This window comes from [Clostridium] clostridioforme AGR2157 (genome assembly GCF_000424325.1).
GTDB lineage: Bacteria > Bacillota > Clostridia > Lachnospirales > Lachnospiraceae > Enterocloster > Enterocloster clostridioformis_A.
This window is the reverse complement of record NZ_AUJR01000014.1, coordinates 31,178-47,648: the sequence shown is the minus strand read 5'-3', so window position 1 is coordinate 47,648 and position 16,471 is coordinate 31,178. Positions and strand designations below refer to the sequence as shown.

Sequence of the window (16,471 nt, the reverse complement as noted above, 5' to 3'; positions counted from 1 at the left end):
GACACGGACGGATACCCGCAGGTGTTTTCAGACACACTACAGCTTCAGATTCCTGAGTCTCAGGGCATTTCCCACCACGCACACTGAGCTAAGAGACATCGCAAATCCTCCCAGCATGGGGCTTAAAAGCGGGCCTCCCAACAGGTACAGCACTCCGGCTGCCACCGGGATGCCCAATGAGTTGTAGAAAAATGCCCAGAACAGATTCTGCTTTATATTGCGGATGGTTGCCTTGCTCAATTTGACAGCCCTGTAGACATCCATCAGGTCAGACTTCATCAGCACCACATCCCCGGACTCCAGGGCAATATCGCTGCCGTTTCCAACGGCGCAGCCCACGTCCGCCTGGACCAGTGCAGGTGCATCGTTGATGCCGTCACCTACCATCATAACTGTTTTTCCCTCATTCTGCAACCGTTTTACGACCTGGGCCTTGTCTTCCGGAAGCACCTCAGCCACTACCTGGTCCACATGGGCCAGCTTACCGATGTACTGGGCCGTTTTCTCATTATCGCCTGTGACCATGTAGACGGCCACACCCAGACCCTTTATCTTTTCCACTGCCTCCACGCTGGTTTCCTTGATGGTATCGGCCACGCACACGATTCCGGCCAGCCGGCCGTCAATCACCACATACATGGGGGTCTTTCCTGTATTGGCGTACTCTGAGGCTGTCTTTTCCGTATCCTGGGATACAGGCACATGCAGGTGGTCCAGGAGACGCCGGTTACCCACCGCCACCTTCCATCCCTTCCAGGTTGTGATGATGCCTGCCCCGGTGATGCTCTCAAATGCTTCGGGCATCGCCAGCTCCATCTGCTTCTCCCTGGCAGCCTGCACAATGGCCTGGCCCAGGGGATGTTCCGACATCTGTTCACAGGAAGCAGCGATTCCCAAAAGATGCTCCTTTTTCTCATCGTCAGAAGCCTGAGGTTCCCTGGTGCTGTCCTTGGAAGCTTTGCCCTCCGGCTTCCACACCTGTTCCACCACAGTGCCGCTGATCACATTTACATCCGTCACCTTGGGTTTTCCCTCTGTGATGGTTCCTGTCTTATCCAGTATGACGGCATCCACCTTATGACAAATCTCCAGGGCCTCACCGCTCTTAATCAGTATGCCGTGTCCGGCTCCAACCCCGGTTCCCACCATGATGGCCGTGGGAGTGGCAAGCCCCAGCGCACATGGGCAGGCAATGACCAGGACGGCCACGAATATGGTCAGCACAAAGGAAAGTTCCTTTCCTCCGAAAATCCACCACAGCAGGGCCGCCACCAGGGCGATTCCCATGACAGCGGGAACAAAGTATCCGGCCACCTTATCCGCCAGCTTGGAGATAGGGGCCTTCTTGCCCTGGGCATCCTCAATCATCTTAATGATTTTGGACAGGGTGGTATCGCTTCCCACATGGGTCACTTTCACTTCCATGGCCCCATTGTAATTCATGCTTCCACCAATCACGCTGTCCCCCGGCTGTTTCTCCACAGGGATGCTCTCCCCGGTAAGCATGGATTCGTCCACGCTGCTGCTGCCCTGTACAAGTATACCATCCAAAGGTATCCGGCTGCCCGGCTTTATGAGGATATGCTGTCCCACAGCCACCAGGGAAGTCTCCACTTCCCGCTCCGTGCCGTTCTCATAGAGAAGGGCTGTGTCCGGCGCCAGCTCCATGAGCTTGCGTATAGCCTCGGATGTCTTTCCCTTGCTGCGACTCTCCATGAACTTGCCCAGCATTACCAGGGTGACCACCACTGCCGCTGACTCATAATACAGCTGGTGGGCCTTCATGTGATCTCCCGGAATGCCCAGGGTCATCACAAGGCTGTAGATAAATGCGCTTCCCGTACCAATGGCCACCAGGGAATCCATGTTGGGATTGCCCTTAAGCAGGGAACGGATGCCCACCAGATAGAACTTACGTCCGCAAATAAGGACCGGTACGGTCAGTATGAGCTGGGCCAGGGCAAAATTAAGCGGATTCTTATCCATCTGCATGAACGCCGGCAAAGGCAGGGTAAAGGGCAGCATATGCCCCATGGAAATGTACAGCAAAGGCACCGCAAAACAGATGGCTGTAATCACCCTGCGCTTCACAGCCTCTAACTGTTCCTCCTGCTGCTTCCATTCCTCTTCTTCCTTTTTCTTGTTCTGTTCTTCCTCCACAATCAGACTGGCGGAAAAACCCGCCTTAGATACCTTCTCACAGATCATTTCAGGCGTCACCCGACTCTCGTCATAGGTAACCACCATGCGGTTGGTCGTCAGGTTCACATTACTGCTCTCCACACCGTTTAACTTTCTCGTAACACGCTCCACTGCGCTGCTGCATGCGGCGCAGGACATTCCGTCTATATGATATTGCTGCGTGATCATATGTTTCACTCCTTCCTTATACCCCACCTGGGTATATTGCAATTATAGACCACTAACTGCATATTGTCAATAGGCAGTATACCCCGGAATGAAAATCTTTACTATTTTTACTAATAAAAAACAGACATATGCACGATGAGGATAATCTTGTATCCTTCAGTGCATCTGCCTGTTTACCTATCTGTTTATCTATCTGTTTCCATTTATATCAGGAAAGCTCTGGCCTGTGGGTTCCTTTCTGCCCAATCCGTATTTCAAATCCAGCCCCGGCTGTCAATGCCCCCGGCCCAGCACAGCCATACCATACCTCACCAGCGCATAGATGGTAAGGACGGCTGCTATGATGGTTTCCCCGTCCACAGCGTATGACAGGGCAGGCACTGGATGCCCCATATTGCCAAGACAGGCCATGGCCATCTTAAGCCCAATGGCTGTGATGACAAATGGGAAAGTGAATGCTGCATAACTGGGATAAAACTTCATCTTCAGGTATGCCGGCGTCTTTATAAGCACTGCAATGTAAATGACTGAGCTGAGAATCAGCATAAACAGGACCAGCCCCAGTGACTTTGGCTGCACGGACTGGATATATCCGGCCAGACAAAGGCTGACAGGCGCCGTATAGATGCAAAACAGCGGCTGTGCCGGTTCCGGAACCTGCTTAAAGTTCACATAGCGGTATGTAACCAATGCCAACAGTATAAGGGCTGCCGCAAAGCCGAACCAGAAGGCTGCTGTTCCCACTGCCAGTTTATCAAAGGCCGGAGCCGTGACGCCGGCCACTGCGATTCCCACATAAACAATATAATAGCTGGCAAATACCTGCTGCATTTTAAGGTGAATCAAGAATCTGGCTGTAAAATACACTATGAGGGCAATGTGCAGCCCAATGCCGGCATACCAGATTATCACGGCGCTGCTTCCCATGAAGGGCTTGGCATATCCTGCCAGAAGCATGACTGCCATGGAAAAGGTTCCTGAAACACTGGCCATGATGGGATTCTTCATGTCCTCAGCAAACTGCCCGGGGTATAATAAGATTTTGACCACAATCAGAATCCCCAGAATCAGGGATACAGCCCCGCACAGAAGGCGAACTCCTTCAGAATAAGGCTGGAGCAGATTTCCCAGGGCAGCCATGCCCAGCATGACGCCTGTGGCCGGAAGAGGTATTTTCTTTATCATCAGCGTACGCTCCTATTCGTCAATATTCGTAAGTCCCTTTTCCCTTATAATCATCTCGGCTACCTTGCCTGCCACCAGACCCGTAAAATGGATACACTGTTCCTTATGCTCCCCAGCTCCCATGTCAAATTCCTTTGTGAGAATCCGGCAGCACAGCGCATTCTTACCGTTGGCCTCCTTGAACCAGTCGTGAAGCTCCTTGGACAGGGCCAAAGTCTGTTCCACCTGGGGATCCTTCTGGACCGTGCGGCCGAATACAAGACCAATGGCCATGACGCCGCCAGACACGGCTCCGCACAGGCACTTGGAGCGCCCGATTCCAATGGGGAATCCGGATGCCATGGCAATGACCTCCTCCGGTACATCCATCTCAAAATTGCTGCGGATGGAACAGACAACTGCCTCTGAACAGAAGAAACCTCCGCGGAATAAATCTTCTACATCCTTTGCTATTTTGGCCACACTCACTTCTTTCTTTAAATTCATGTTTACCCTCCTTTAAGATTTTCTCTTTTGTTCCTTCATTTTACATGAATCGACGTGGTGTGTCCCATTGTTTTTAATGATACAAAACCATATGCAATAGAGAAATGCAATGTCCTTACATGGCCTTCTCCAAAAGCCGTTTGAACACCAATAAAAGTACTGCAAAAAGTGCCGCCACGAATATCAGTGTCTTTGCCACTGTCATGCTGATGAACCCGCTTACCAGGACGCCTATATAGAGCATGAACATCATGGTATATCCTGTATAGGCCCAGCACCGCAGACCCAGCATACGGTTTCTCTCATCGGTCTCATATATTCTGCGTTTCTCTTTAAGCTCCGGATTCCTCAGATACTGCAGGTTGCGGATAATGGATATGATACCTGCTGCAGCCAGGCCAAAGCCGGTCCCGACGTAAAATTCCGGCATGAATTCCCGGTATCCCTGCTCCAGATACATCGCCATGGCACGGTTCCTGACTGCAAAGGACAGCCCTATGGCCGCTGCGCCCAACAGGATAAAACATATCCCAAACACAATCCTGTTCCTGCACCTCTTCTCAAAATCAATGGGGTTTTCAATAAATAACTGATTCAGCCACATATTCACTCCTCCTCTTCAAATAAAAATATATCCTCTATGCTCTTTCCGAAAAATCTTGAAATCCTAAAAGCCAGCTGCAGGGAAGCATTGTACTTCCCGTTTTCAAGGGATATTATGGTCTGCCTGGTCACGCCCAGAGCTAAAGCCAGCTCCTCCTGGGTGACCTTGTTCTGTTTCCTTAGTTCCTGTATCCTGGTCTTCAATCACACCACCCTTTCCTCTTTTCGTATTGACCTTAAATCTTCTCTGCTTTTTGTCATCGCCTGCTCCGCCTTTTTTAGTACAGTTTGCTTTACATTTTTAGTATAGTCCGCTTTACACAAAATGTCAAGGTTATTTTACATTTTTTTTAATCCATTGCAAAAGCCTGCAGGCAAAAAGCCGCCCCCGGGGATTCCGGTTACAGGGAATCCCCAGGGGCAGATCTTTGCATTCATTATGATTTATCAAAAAACTCTTAATTACCCATGAACTTGGAGGCATATCCCTGAATGAATATGATAAGTACAATCAAAGGCAGGATATAGCTCACATAAATCCTGGCCCATGCAGGAAAATGAATTCCCTCGCCTTCATTGGCCTCTGCCATAAATTTCTTAAAGCCCCATCCATAACGGCTGGTGCAAAACAGCAGATAAAGCATGCTGCCGATAGGCAGAAGGTTGTTGCTGAGGATGAAATCCTCCAGATCCAGAACCGTACTTCCCTCTCCCAGTGGAGCAAAGCCGCTCCAGAGATTAAAGCCCAGCACGCATGGAACAGACAGAATGATGATGGCGGCTATGTTGCAGAGGACCGCCTTCTTAAGGGTGCAACCCGTCAAATCCGTTGCAAAGGAAATGATGTTCTGGAACACCGCAATGATGGTGGAAAAAGCCGCAAAGGACATGAACAGGAAAAACAGTGTCCCCCAGATTCTGCCGCCTGCCATATGGTTAAATACATTGGGCAAGGTAATGAAAATCAGGGACGGCCCTGCTGTGGACTCAATGTTGTAGGCAAAGCAGGCCGGGAATATGATGAGTCCGGCCATGAAAGCCACCAGGGTGTCCAGCAGGGTGACGCTGACCGCTTCCCCTGTCAGCGTTCTCTCCTTGCCGATATAGCTTCCGAAGATTGCCAGGGCCCCGATACCGATGCTCAGGGTGAAAAAGGATTGTCCCAGGGCAGCGAACACGGCTTCGCCGATACCCGCCTCCGCCATTTTCTCAAAGTCAGGCTTCAGATAAAACTCCAGCCCGGGACCGCCTCCCGGCAAAACCATGGAATGTACGGCCAGCACTACCATCAGCACCAGCAGACACACCATCATAACCTTTGTAATACGCTCCACGCCCTTCTGAAGACCCATGGCGCAGACCCCAAAGCACAGGAGGACCACGATGACCATGAACCCTCCCATCAGTGCGGGATTAGCCAGCATACTGCCGAATTCACCGGCCACTGCCTCTGAATCCATGCCGCCAAAATCCCCCTTAAGGGTCTTGAAGAAATAAAGCATCATCCATCCGCCCACTGTTGTGTAGAACATCATCAGAATATAGTTGCCTGCCATGGCAATGTACTTGGTCAGATGCCATTTGCTTCCCTTTGGCTCCAGCAGGTCAAAGGACAAGGCAGCGCTTTTCCGGCTGGCCCTTCCCACTGCAAATTCCATAACTACGATGGGAAGTCCCAGTATCAGCAGGAACACCAGGTATACCAGCACAAAAGCGGCCCCTCCGTATTCGCCTACTATATAAGGGAACCGCCACACATTGCCCAGACCAATGGCGCATCCTGCGCTTATAAGGATGAAGCCCAGCCTTGACGAGAATTTTTCGCGTTCCATCTATATATCCCCCGATTCGTAAATATATCATGAGTTACCGGCCTTTTCAGACAGCCGGACTCAATAAAAGAGCCCTTAATCCTAAGGACTCTTTCATATACTACCATATTATTGAATAAATATCAACCTATCTCTGTCCTTTGTCATAGGGAACGCCGGAGGCCCTGGGAGCCTGGGAGTTCCTGGATGTAAACACAAGGACAATCAGGGTGGCCAGATAGGGTATCATCTTGTACACATAGCTTGGAATCCCTGTTGCCGCCAGGAACGGTATGCCGGAATAGGCTGCCGCCACCGCCTTCATGAGACCGAAGAACAGGGAGGCCCACATGATTTTCACCGGCTTCCACTGTCCGAAGATAAGGACCGCCAGGGCCAGGAATCCATATCCGGCCACATCCGCGTTAAAGTTAGTGGATGTGGGCACCACGAACACCAGCCCCCCTAAACCGCCCAGGACCCCGGATATCAGGACGCCTGCATACTGCATGCGGCTGACATTGATTCCCGCTGCGTCTGCTGCCTGGGGATGCTCGCCGCAGGAGCGCAGCCTCAGGCCGAACCTGGTCCGGTAAAGCACCACGGTGGACAGAATCAAAATGACGACGCCCAGATACGTGGTTATGTATGTGTTCTGGAATAACAAGGGGCCGAAAAACGGGATATTTCCCAGCAGGGGAACGGATTCAATCCGGAAGGTATTGCTGAACTGAATCTGCTGCACTCCCTGGATGACCCTGGCCACAAATATGGCAAAGGCCGGGGCAAACATGTTGAGGGCGGTTCCGCTGATGGTCTGGTTTGCCTTCATGTTGATGGATGCGTAGGCATGGAAAAAGGCAAAGACAGCTCCTGTGGCCGTGGATATAAGGATGGCCAGAATCAGCTGCATCTGTCCGCTCATCCTGCCTCCAGTCATGTTCAGGAACAGGATGCCCGTAAAGGCTCCCATGGTCATGATTCCCTCCAGAGCAATGTTGACTACGCCGCTCCGCTCGGAAAACATGCCTCCCAGGGCCACAATCATCAGGGGAATGGTAAAAAGCATGGTCTGCTGGAATATAAAATAAATCACACTCATGTCTGGCCGCCTCCTTTCTCCCGTTTTCGGTTCATCCGGGTCAGGATGGTCTTCACTATCAGGGCAAAGGCGCTGAAATAAATGATTACCGCCACAATGATGTCAATGATTTCCGTGGAGAATTCAAAGAGCTGCAGGTAAAATCCCCCGGCTGTCAGATAAGCGATGAACAGCCCGGAAAACAGAACCCCGATAGGATGGCTCAGTCCCAGCAGCGCCACGGAGATACCGGTAAAGCCTTCCGGCGCAAGCACATCCTTTATCTCAATGTGCTTGCCGGTACCTGCCAGGTAGAGAAGCCCCCCTGCCATGCCTGCTATGGCTCCTGCTATAACCATGCTCATGATAATGTTCCTTTTCTCATTGATGCCCGCGTACCTGCTGGCGTCCCTGTTAAAGCCCACCGCCTTAAGCTCATAGCCAAAGGTGGTCTTATTGAGGATAACCCATATGAGCAGCACGGCAGCAATGGCCAGAAGGATTCCGCCGCCCACGCTGGACTCCGGAAACAGCTTATCCATTCCCATCTTGGGGATCTGCGCAGTGGCAGCCACATTCCTGGATTCATTGCGCAGGTTGTTAAAGAGAGGCTTGTAGCTCTTTACAATCCAGTTCACCATATACATGCCGATATAGTTCATCATGATGGAGGCAATGACCTCATTCACATTAAAGCAGGCTTTCAGAAACCCTGGGACAATTCCCCACAGAGCCCCGCCCAGAATAGCTGCCAGCAGGGCCACGGCCCACTGAATCCTCCCAAGCCCGGTCCACATAATTCCCACATAGACAGCCGCAAAGGCACCCACGATGAACTGCCCCGGCGTACCGATATTGAACAGGCCCGTCTTAAAGGCAAAGCCAACGGAAAGGCCGGTCAGTATGATGGGGGTTGCATAGTAAAACACCTGTCCCACGCCCTTCAGACCGTGGGTAAAGGCTCCTGTCAGGATAGTTACAAATCCCGGCAGTGCCTGGGACGGATTGCATATCAGGAGTATGACGAATCCTACCAGCAGTCCGATGACAATGGCAAACACCGATGACAGCACACCTACATAATCCCTTTTTCTCCCTGTCCTGTTGTTTAGGCTCACGACGTCTCACCTGCCTTTCCTTTTGGCTCCTGGCGTTTGGAGCCAGCCATGTATAGACCCAGCTCCTTTACCGTCACTTCCCGCGGATTCAAGTCAGCCACAATGGTTCCCTCAAACATGACCAGGATTCTGTCGCTGAGATTCATCACCTCGTCCAATTCCAGGGATATGAGCAGAATGGCCGTGCCCGCGTCCCTCTGCTTCACCAGTTCCCTGTGGATGTACTCGATGGCGCCCACATCCAGCCCTCTGGTGGGCTGGACCGCCAGCAGGATGTCATGGTCCCTGGATATCTCCCTTGCCACGATTGCCTTCTGCTGGTTGCCTCCGGACATGCTGCGCGTGATTGTATCCGCTCCCTCGCCGCTTCGTATATCAAAGTCCTCAATCAGCCTGTTGGCATACTTATAAATCTCCTCATTCTTAAGGAAACCCCAGTGCTGGAACCCAGGCTCAAAATACTGCTGCAGCACCAGGTTATAGGCCAGGTTATAATCCAGCACCAGGCCATGCTTGTGCCGGTCCTCCGGTATATGGCTGAGCCCATGGGTATTGCGGGTGCGTATGCTCTTTTTTGTCACATCCCGGCCGTTTATCAGGATTCTTCCCCCGGCGGTTTCCCCCAGGCCGGTAACGGCGTTCACCAGCTCCGTCTGTCCGTTGCCGTCAATTCCGGCAATGCAGACAATCTCACCGCTCCTTACCTGAAAGCTCACGTCATTTACCACCAGCTTGGAATGTCCTTCCATATGGGATTTTACAGAAACATGCTCTGCCTCCAGCACAGTCCTGCCCGGCGCTGCCGGAGTCTTTTCAACAGACAGGCTCACCTTGCGGCCCACCATCATCTCCGACATTTCCTCCTTGGTGATGGAAGCCACATCCACGGTGCCTATGTATTTTCCCCGCCGCAGAACAGAACACCGGTCTGACACTGCCTTGATTTCATCCAGCTTGTGGGTGATGAAAAGAATGGACTTGCCCTCTGCCACCAGACTTCTCATGATTTCCATGAGCTCGTCGATTTCCTGGGGCGTCAGCACCGCTGTGGGCTCGTCAAATATCATGATTTCATTGTCCCGGTAGAGCATCTTAAGTATCTCCACCCGCTGCTGCATCCCCACCGTGATATCCTGAATCAGCGCGTCCGGGTCAATGTACAGGCCGTAGCGCTCGCTGAGCTCCACCACCTTCTTCCTGGCATTGTCCATCTTCAGGAAGCCATGACTGACCGTCTCCATGCCCAGTACTATGTTCTGGAGCACAGTAAAATTATGTACCAGCTTGAAATGCTGGTGCACCATACCGATTCCAAGGGCATTGGCATCCAGTGGCCCCTTAATCTTCACTTCCCGGCCCCTGACCTTTATGATTCCCTTCTCCGGCTGATAAAGGCCGAACAGAACGCTCATCAGCGTGGATTTCCCGGCACCGTTCTCACCTAACAGTGCATGGATTTCCCCCTTTTTCAGCTGAAGGGTGATGTTGTCGTTGGCAATGATACCGGGAAATTCTTTTGTAATGCCTAACATCTCAATAATGTAATCATCCATACGGTTCCCCCTCATATAAAACCGTCCCGGCAGCATACTCCGGCAGCCCCCGCCGCCCGGCGGGATGAGGCGTACCGGTATAACGGCAGGGTGCCGGACATGCCGGCACCCTCTGTGTCATGACTATCTGCCGCAGGTCATTTCAGGCCCTTGTACAGCCCGTATTTCTGCCAGTCCCTACTCCACAAAGGCAACCTTTGTATTGGCCAAATCGGTCAAATCCTTCGTTGGGTCATTATTGTCCGCCGAGAACTGCACCAGCGTAATCTCTCCGTCAGCCAGTTTCTTGTAAATGGCATCATACTGCTCCTGAGAAAACTTCCTAAACTTGGAGGTATCCATGGGAAGTCCCACGCCGTTGTTGGCAACGGTGAACACGGATGTCCTGCCTCCCGGGAAGCTGCCGTCATAGAAATCCTTGACCCCGTCATACACGGAGTTGGAAAGAAGCTTCATGGCAGACGTGATGACTGTCTCGGATTCAGCACTCTGGTCCACATCCACGCCAATTACCTTTGCGTCCTTTTCCTGCGCGGCCGCCATCACGGAATTGCCTACCGCGCCGCCGCATCCGAAGATTACCTCTGTGCCGTTCTGATACCAGGAGGCAGCCATGGACTGCGCCTCCGGTGTGGCTGAAAATGCGCCTGTGTAATTATACATGATTTCCAGGTCCGTAACTGCGTCCTCCTCAGCGGCAAACGCTGCGCCCTGGACAAAACCATATCCGAAACGAATAACTGCCGGCACTGCCATGCCCCCCATGAATCCAAGCTTCGTGTATCCGTCCTTTACAGCCGCATAGCCTGCCAGGAAACCTGCCTGGTCCTCCTGGAACAGAATGGGCATTACATTATCATTTGTCTTATAATTGTAATCTGCATCATGGGGCTCCCCGTCCAGCAGGATGAAGTGCACATCCGGGTACTTGTCCTGAGCCATGTAGATGGGTTCCTCAAACAGGTATCCGGGGCATACTACCAGCTTAGCACCTCCCTCAATGGCCAGGCCGATGGTTTCCAAAAAGGAATCCGTAGTGCCTTCCTGGGGCTGGTAATATTTATAGGAGATGCTGTTCTCATCCGCATACTTCTTAAGGCCCTCCCATGCGCCCTGGTTAAAGGACTTATCGTCTATGGTCCCCAGGTCGGTGACCAGGGCAAGCTCATAGCCTTCGGAGCCTCCCTTGGACGAGGCTGTCTTTGCGGCATCTCCTTCCTCTGCCTTGGACTCTTCCTTTGCTTCTGATTTGCTGTCTGAAACCGGAGCCTCTGTTTCTGCGGGTGCGGCCTTGGTGTCTGTTCCTGATGACCCTGAGCAGGCTGTCAGGGAACCGGCCATGACCGCTGCCAGGGCAAGTGCCAGTATCCGTTTTTTCATAAGCATAATTCCTCCTCTTCAAATATGATTGTGTAACATCTAAGTACAACTCTAACTTATCATAGATTACAATTTATTACAACCTTTTCGCCGTATTTTTGTCATACTCGTCAAAAATTGCTTTCTGCCTGTCACACTTTGTGGGAGATTTGGCCCAAGTGAACGCGGCGTAGCGGGCTACGTTAAGTTTCCTATAAATCAAACAGGGATAACTGATTGGATTTTGGAAGGTCCTTGAGCAGCCCCAGGTCCGACATAAGGGAGCAGAGGGTGCCGTTTACCTTGGAACGGGTGCTGAAATCCTCGATGGACAGGAAAGGTCCGTCCTTGACCGCATCCACCACAGCCTCAGCAGCCTTCTCACCCAGGCCGTCGATGCTGCTGAGGGAAGGCATCAGCTTGCCGTCTATGATTTGGAAATGCCGTGCCTTGGCCCGGTAGATATCAATGGGCGTAAAATCAAAGCCTCTTGCATACATTTCCTGTACAATACGCATGTCCCTCAGGGTATCCTGTTCCTTCTTGGACAGGGTGTCCGCCCTTTTCTTATAATCAGCCAGATAGTATTCCAGCTTATCCCTTCCCTGGCACATGATTTCATAGGAAAACGCGCTGGCGCGGATACTGAAGAATGCGGCGTAATAGGCCAGGGGATAAAATATCTTACAGTAAGCAATGCGCCATGCCATCATAACGTAGGCAGCCGCATGGGCCTTTGGGAACATGTACTTGATTTTCTTGCAGGACCAGATATACCAGTCCGGAACACCGTGGGCCTTCATCTCCTCCTCCCACTCCGGCTTTAATCCCTTTCCCTTTCGCACGCTCTCCATGATGGTGAAGGAAAGTCCCTGCTCCAATCCCTGGGCAATCAGGTAAATCATGATGTCGTCCCGGGTACAGATGGCTGTCTGAATGGTGGCCTTTCCCTCCTGAATCAGTGTCTGGGCATTGCCCAGCCACACATCCGTACCATGGGCCAGACCGGCGATACGCACCAGGTCGGAAAAATACTTGGGCTTGGTGTCAAGAAGCATCTGCATGGCAAAGTCCGTACCGAACTCAGGCACGCCCAGGGCGCCCAGGGGACAGCCGCCGATATCGTCCGGCATGATTCCAAGGGCAGATGTGTCCTGGAACAGGCTCATGACCTCCCGGCTGTCCAGTGGAATATCCTTTACAGGGTCAATGCCAATCAGATCCTGAAGCATACGAATCATGGTGGGATCATCGTGTCCCAGTATATCCAGCTTCAGCAGGTTGTGGTCAATGGAATGGTAGTCAAAATGGGTAGTGACCGTGGAGGTGGTCATATCGTTTGCAGGGTGCTGCACCGGGGTAAAGGAATAGATTTCCTCACCCAGGGGAAGCACGATAATGCCTCCGGGGTGCTGTCCTGTTGTCCTTCTCACTCCCACGCAGCCCTGCACGATGCGGTTAATCTCACAGTTTCGCTTCCTGGTTCCCCTTTCCTCGTAGTATTTCTTCACATATCCAAAAGCCGTCTTATCCGCCAGGGTGCCGATGGTTCCCGCGCGGAAGGTCTGTCCCTTTCCAAAGATAACCTCCGTATAATCATGGGCCTTACTCTGGTATTCGCCGGAGAAGTTAAGGTCGATATCCGGCTCCTTGTCTCCCTTGAATCCCAGGAATGTCTCAAAGGGGATGTCAAACCCATCCTTTTCCAGGGGTGTTCCGCACACAGGGCATTCCCTGTCCGGCATATCGCATCCGGCCATACCGGAGAACTGCTTCACTTCTTCGGAATCAAAATCATAGTAACGGCACTTGGGGCAATGGTAATGGGGGCTCAGCGGGTTTACCTCAGTGATACCGGACATGGTGGCCACGAAGGAGGAGCCTACGGAACCACGGGACCCCACCAGATATCCGTCCTCATTGGACTTCCACACCAGCTTCTGGGCAATGATGTACATAACCGCGAACCCGTTGGTGATAATGGAATGAAGCTCCCGCTCCAGGCGGTCCACTACGATTTTAGGCAGGTCCTCCCCGTACATCTCATGGGCCCTGTCATAACATATTTTGGTCAGCGTCTTATCGGAATCCTCGATGACAGGAGGACACTTGTCCGGCCGCACCGGGGCAATCTTATCACACATGTCGGCAATCTTCCTGGTGTTGGTGATCACCACCTCGTGGGCCTTATCCGGTCCCAGGTAGGAAAATTCCTCCAGCATCTCCTCTGTTGTCCTCAGATACAGGGGAGCCTGGTCGTCCGAGTCCTTAAATCCCTGGCCTGCCATGATGATTCTGCGGTATACCTCGTCCTGGGGGTCCAGGAAGTGGACGTCGCAGGTGGCGCAGACAAGCTTGTTAAACTGCATTCCCAGTTCCACTATCTTTTTATTAATATCAATCAAATCCTCCTGGGACTTAACCGTGCTCTTCTCGTCCCGAAGCATAAACGCGTTGTTTCCCAGAGGCTGGATTTCCAGGTAATCGTAGAAATTCACAAGCCTGGCAATCTCCGTATCCGGCGCGCCGCGAAGCAGGGCCTGATACAATTCCCCGGCCTCGCAGGCTGAACCGATGATCAGTCCCTCCCGGTATTTCTCCAGCAGGCTTTTGGGAATTCTGGGCCTTCTGGCATAGTACTCCAGGTGGGACCAGCTCACCAGACGGTACATGTTCACACGCCCGATGTCGTTCTTGGCCAGAATGATGACATGGTGGGTGGGCAGCTTGCGTATGGTATCCGTGTCCATGGTGCTGAGGGCATTGAGCTGGTCTAAATCATTTACATCCCGGTCCCGCAGCATCTTCACAAAGGCCGCAAATATCTCCGCCGTGGCTCCTGCGTCGTCCACCGCCCTGTGGTGGTTCTGGAGCGATATATTCAGGGCCTTGGCAACAGTGTCCAGCTTAAAACGGTTCAGATTGGGCAGAAGAAGCCTAGCTATGGCAACGGTGTCCAGCACTGTGGGGTTGAAAGGCAGCTCCAGTTCCTCCGCAAAATGGTGTATAAATCCCACATCGAAGCCTGCATTGTGGGCTACAAGAACCGCATCCCCCACAAACTCCAGAAATTGCGGCAAAATTACGTCGATTTTTGGGTATGAAAGCACCATGGAATCGTTGATGCCTGTCAGCTTCTCTATGTCAAAGGGAATGGGCACGTCCGGATTCACAAAGGATGAGAATTTATCCGTAATCCTGCCGTCCACCACCTTCACTGCGCCAATCTCAATGATTTTGTTCTTCTTAGGGCTGAAGCCTGTTGTCTCGATATCGAATACCACAAAGGTATCCTCAAAATCCTGGCCTCTGGAATTCTCTACCAGCTGTTTGGTATCGTCCACCAGGTATCCCTCCACCCCATAGAGGATTTTAAAGGTATCCCCCTTGTCCAGGGCATGGTTGGCATCCGGGAAGGCCTGGACACAGCCATGGTCCGTGACAGCCACGGCAGGCATGCCCCACTGCCTGGCCCTCTTGATGATGCTTTTCACCTCGGATACGCCGTCCATATCGCTCATCTTGGTATGGCAGTGCAGCTCCACACGTTTCTCCAGGCTGGAATCCATGCGCTTGCTGGTAAAATCGTCCGCTTTCTTGATTCCCACGATGGATCCAAGTGTCAGCTCACCGTCAAATTTGTCAATGGTGGTGACGCCCTTCACCTTTATGAACATGCCCGGCTTGATAACGGATTTTACATCGTCAAATATCTCCGGACGGATAAACATTTTTACCGTAATGGTATCCGTAAAATCCGACACATCAAAGGTAAGAATGAATTTGCCGCTTCGAAGCTCCCGGTTCTCACAGGTCAGTACCTTTCCTCTTAAGGTAACCTCACCGATTTCCCCGTCGATCTTCTCAATCTCCACGGGCTCGTCCTCAAAGTCCCGTCCGTAGAGCACATCCGGGTTGTTGGAACGCTTGACCGAGTATTTCCTGTCGTCGCCAAAGCCGCTGTCCTTATCCCTTCCCCAGCCCTTGCGCCCTTTGCCAGGCTGAGGCTTAACTCCCTTAAAGCCCTGCTTCTGGCCGCTGCCCTGGCCTGACTGGCCCGGTTGGCCTGGCTGGGCCGCGCTGCCGGATGAGCCAGGCGCGCCTGACTGGCTCCCGTTGTCTCCCGGTGCGCCCCCGTCTCCCACGTCCCCGGAGGCAGCCTGGGCCATAAGCGCATCCCACGGAGCGCCCTCCGGTCCCTGGCCGGCGTCAAAAAAGGAATCCTGGTCTGACTTGCCGCCCTTTCCCGCCAGCAGCTCCTGGCCTTCCAGTACCTGGGCGGAGAAGGAGGCTCCCATTGCTTCCAGCTCTTCCTTGTGGTTCTGCCAGTATATGGCCTGGGCCTCCCGCTCCATCTTAAGCTCAATCTGTTTTCTGCGGTCGCTGCCCTGAGGCTCCACATAGGCAAAGCGCACCTCCACAGGCAGTCCGCACCGCTCTGCAAAGACCTTCTCTATGACGCGCTTTAACTCCCCTGTCCTGTCCCGGTTCACCATGGTGTCCTCCACGGTTAAAACCATGATATCCTCCTTCTCAAATGTAATCCGGGCTTTGCGGAACATGGTGTACTCGATGATGCTGTAATTTTTAAGTTCCAGAAGAAGACTGTCCTTATATACATCCAAAAGCTTTTTGGGCGTATACTGGTCTGACAGCCTGTATTTTTCCTGAATCTTGATGACCACCTGCTTATCAGGGAACAGCTGGTCCCTGATGCCCCGCTCCAGGTCGTATATATTCTGTTTATGTATCAGCCTTGCGCTCTTTAAATAAATGCGGATAGAGCTTCTATCCCTGGTGGTGGTCACCTTCTCCACCTGGGCCAGGCCTAAAAGCTCCTTCAGGGATTCCGCTATATTGAGGGTTGGAAATACTTCCAGAAAATTCTTTGCCATATATCCGTCT

The 16,471-nt window shown here is 52.3% G+C and carries 11 protein-coding genes; all 11 read right to left on the bottom strand.

Annotated features, from left to right (window positions below):
- Positions 1-36 precede the first annotated feature (36 nt).
- The 11 genes from G614_RS27070 to G614_RS0108250 all read right to left on the bottom strand — a co-directional run bounded on the left by G614_RS27070 (position 37) and on the right by G614_RS0108250 (position 16,461).
- A complete protein-coding gene (locus G614_RS27070) occupies positions 37-2,370 on the bottom strand; it encodes a heavy metal translocating P-type ATPase (RefSeq protein WP_044917498.1) in 2,334 nt (777 codons plus the stop codon).
- Between the two features lie 273 nt (positions 2,371-2,643).
- Positions 2,644-3,555, bottom strand: coding sequence for a TDT family transporter (locus tag G614_RS0108295; protein WP_027641597.1), 912 nt, complete (start codon positions 3,553-3,555; stop codon positions 2,644-2,646).
- A gap of 12 nt (positions 3,556-3,567) precedes the next feature.
- Positions 3,568-4,041, bottom strand: coding sequence for a C-GCAxxG-C-C family protein (locus G614_RS0108290; protein ID WP_027641596.1), 474 nt, complete (start codon positions 4,039-4,041; stop codon positions 3,568-3,570).
- 115 nt (positions 4,042-4,156) lie between these two features.
- A complete protein-coding gene (locus G614_RS0108285) occupies positions 4,157-4,645 on the bottom strand; it encodes a hypothetical protein (protein WP_027641595.1) in 489 nt (162 codons plus the stop codon).
- Between the two features lie 2 nt (positions 4,646-4,647).
- Entirely contained in the window at positions 4,648-4,848 is a 201-nt protein-coding gene (locus tag G614_RS0108280) for a helix-turn-helix transcriptional regulator (protein WP_027641594.1), read from the bottom strand.
- Between the two features lie 254 nt (positions 4,849-5,102).
- The gene (locus G614_RS0108275; RefSeq protein ID WP_027641593.1) at positions 5,103-6,476 is read right to left on the bottom strand and encodes a sodium-dependent transporter; all 1,374 of its coding nucleotides are present in this window, start codon (positions 6,474-6,476) and stop codon (positions 5,103-5,105) included.
- Positions 6,477-6,603: 127 nt separating this feature from the next.
- A complete protein-coding gene (locus G614_RS0108270; protein ID WP_027641592.1) occupies positions 6,604-7,557 on the bottom strand; it encodes an ABC transporter permease in 954 nt (317 codons plus the stop codon).
- Entirely contained in the window at positions 7,554-8,654 is a 1,101-nt protein-coding gene (locus G614_RS0108265; protein ID WP_027641591.1) for an ABC transporter permease, read from the bottom strand. Before G614_RS0108265 ends, G614_RS0108270 begins: the two co-directional genes overlap by 4 nt.
- On the bottom strand, positions 8,651-10,207 hold the full coding sequence (locus G614_RS0108260) for an ABC transporter ATP-binding protein (protein WP_027641590.1): 1,557 nt from the start codon (positions 10,205-10,207) through the stop codon (positions 8,651-8,653). The genes G614_RS0108265 and G614_RS0108260 overlap by 4 nt, the downstream gene beginning before the upstream one ends.
- Before the next feature lie 177 nt (positions 10,208-10,384).
- Positions 10,385-11,587 (bottom strand): BMP family lipoprotein, encoded by a 1,203-nt coding sequence (locus G614_RS0108255; protein ID WP_027641589.1) that lies wholly within the window; start codon positions 11,585-11,587, stop codon positions 10,385-10,387.
- A 191-nt stretch (positions 11,588-11,778) separates the two neighbouring features.
- A complete protein-coding gene (locus G614_RS0108250; RefSeq protein ID WP_027641588.1) occupies positions 11,779-16,461 on the bottom strand; it encodes a PolC-type DNA polymerase III in 4,683 nt (1,560 codons plus the stop codon).
- Positions 16,462-16,471: the final 10 nt, after the last annotated feature.

Coding starts and splice junctions, on each gene's coding strand:
- G614_RS27070 (WP_044917498.1), bottom strand. CDS start 2,370: ATGATCACGCAGCAATATCATATAGACGGAATGTCCTGCGCCGCATGC.
- G614_RS0108295 (WP_027641597.1), bottom strand. CDS start 3,555: ATGATAAAGAAAATACCTCTTCCGGCCACAGGCGTCATGCTGGGCATG.
- G614_RS0108290 (WP_027641596.1), bottom strand. CDS start 4,041: ATGAATTTAAAGAAAGAAGTGAGTGTGGCCAAAATAGCAAAGGATGTA.
- G614_RS0108285 (WP_027641595.1), bottom strand. CDS start 4,645: ATGTGGCTGAATCAGTTATTTATTGAAAACCCCATTGATTTTGAGAAG.
- G614_RS0108275 (WP_027641593.1), bottom strand. CDS start 6,476: ATGGAACGCGAAAAATTCTCGTCAAGGCTGGGCTTCATCCTTATAAGC.
- G614_RS0108270 (WP_027641592.1), bottom strand. CDS start 7,557: ATGAGTGTGATTTATTTTATATTCCAGCAGACCATGCTTTTTACCATT.
- G614_RS0108260 (WP_027641590.1), bottom strand. CDS start 10,207: ATGGATGATTACATTATTGAGATGTTAGGCATTACAAAAGAATTTCCC.
- G614_RS0108255 (WP_027641589.1), bottom strand. CDS start 11,587: ATGAAAAAACGGATACTGGCACTTGCCCTGGCAGCGGTCATGGCCGGT.
- G614_RS0108250 (WP_027641588.1), bottom strand. CDS start 16,461: ATGGCAAAGAATTTTCTGGAAGTATTTCCAACCCTCAATATAGCGGAA.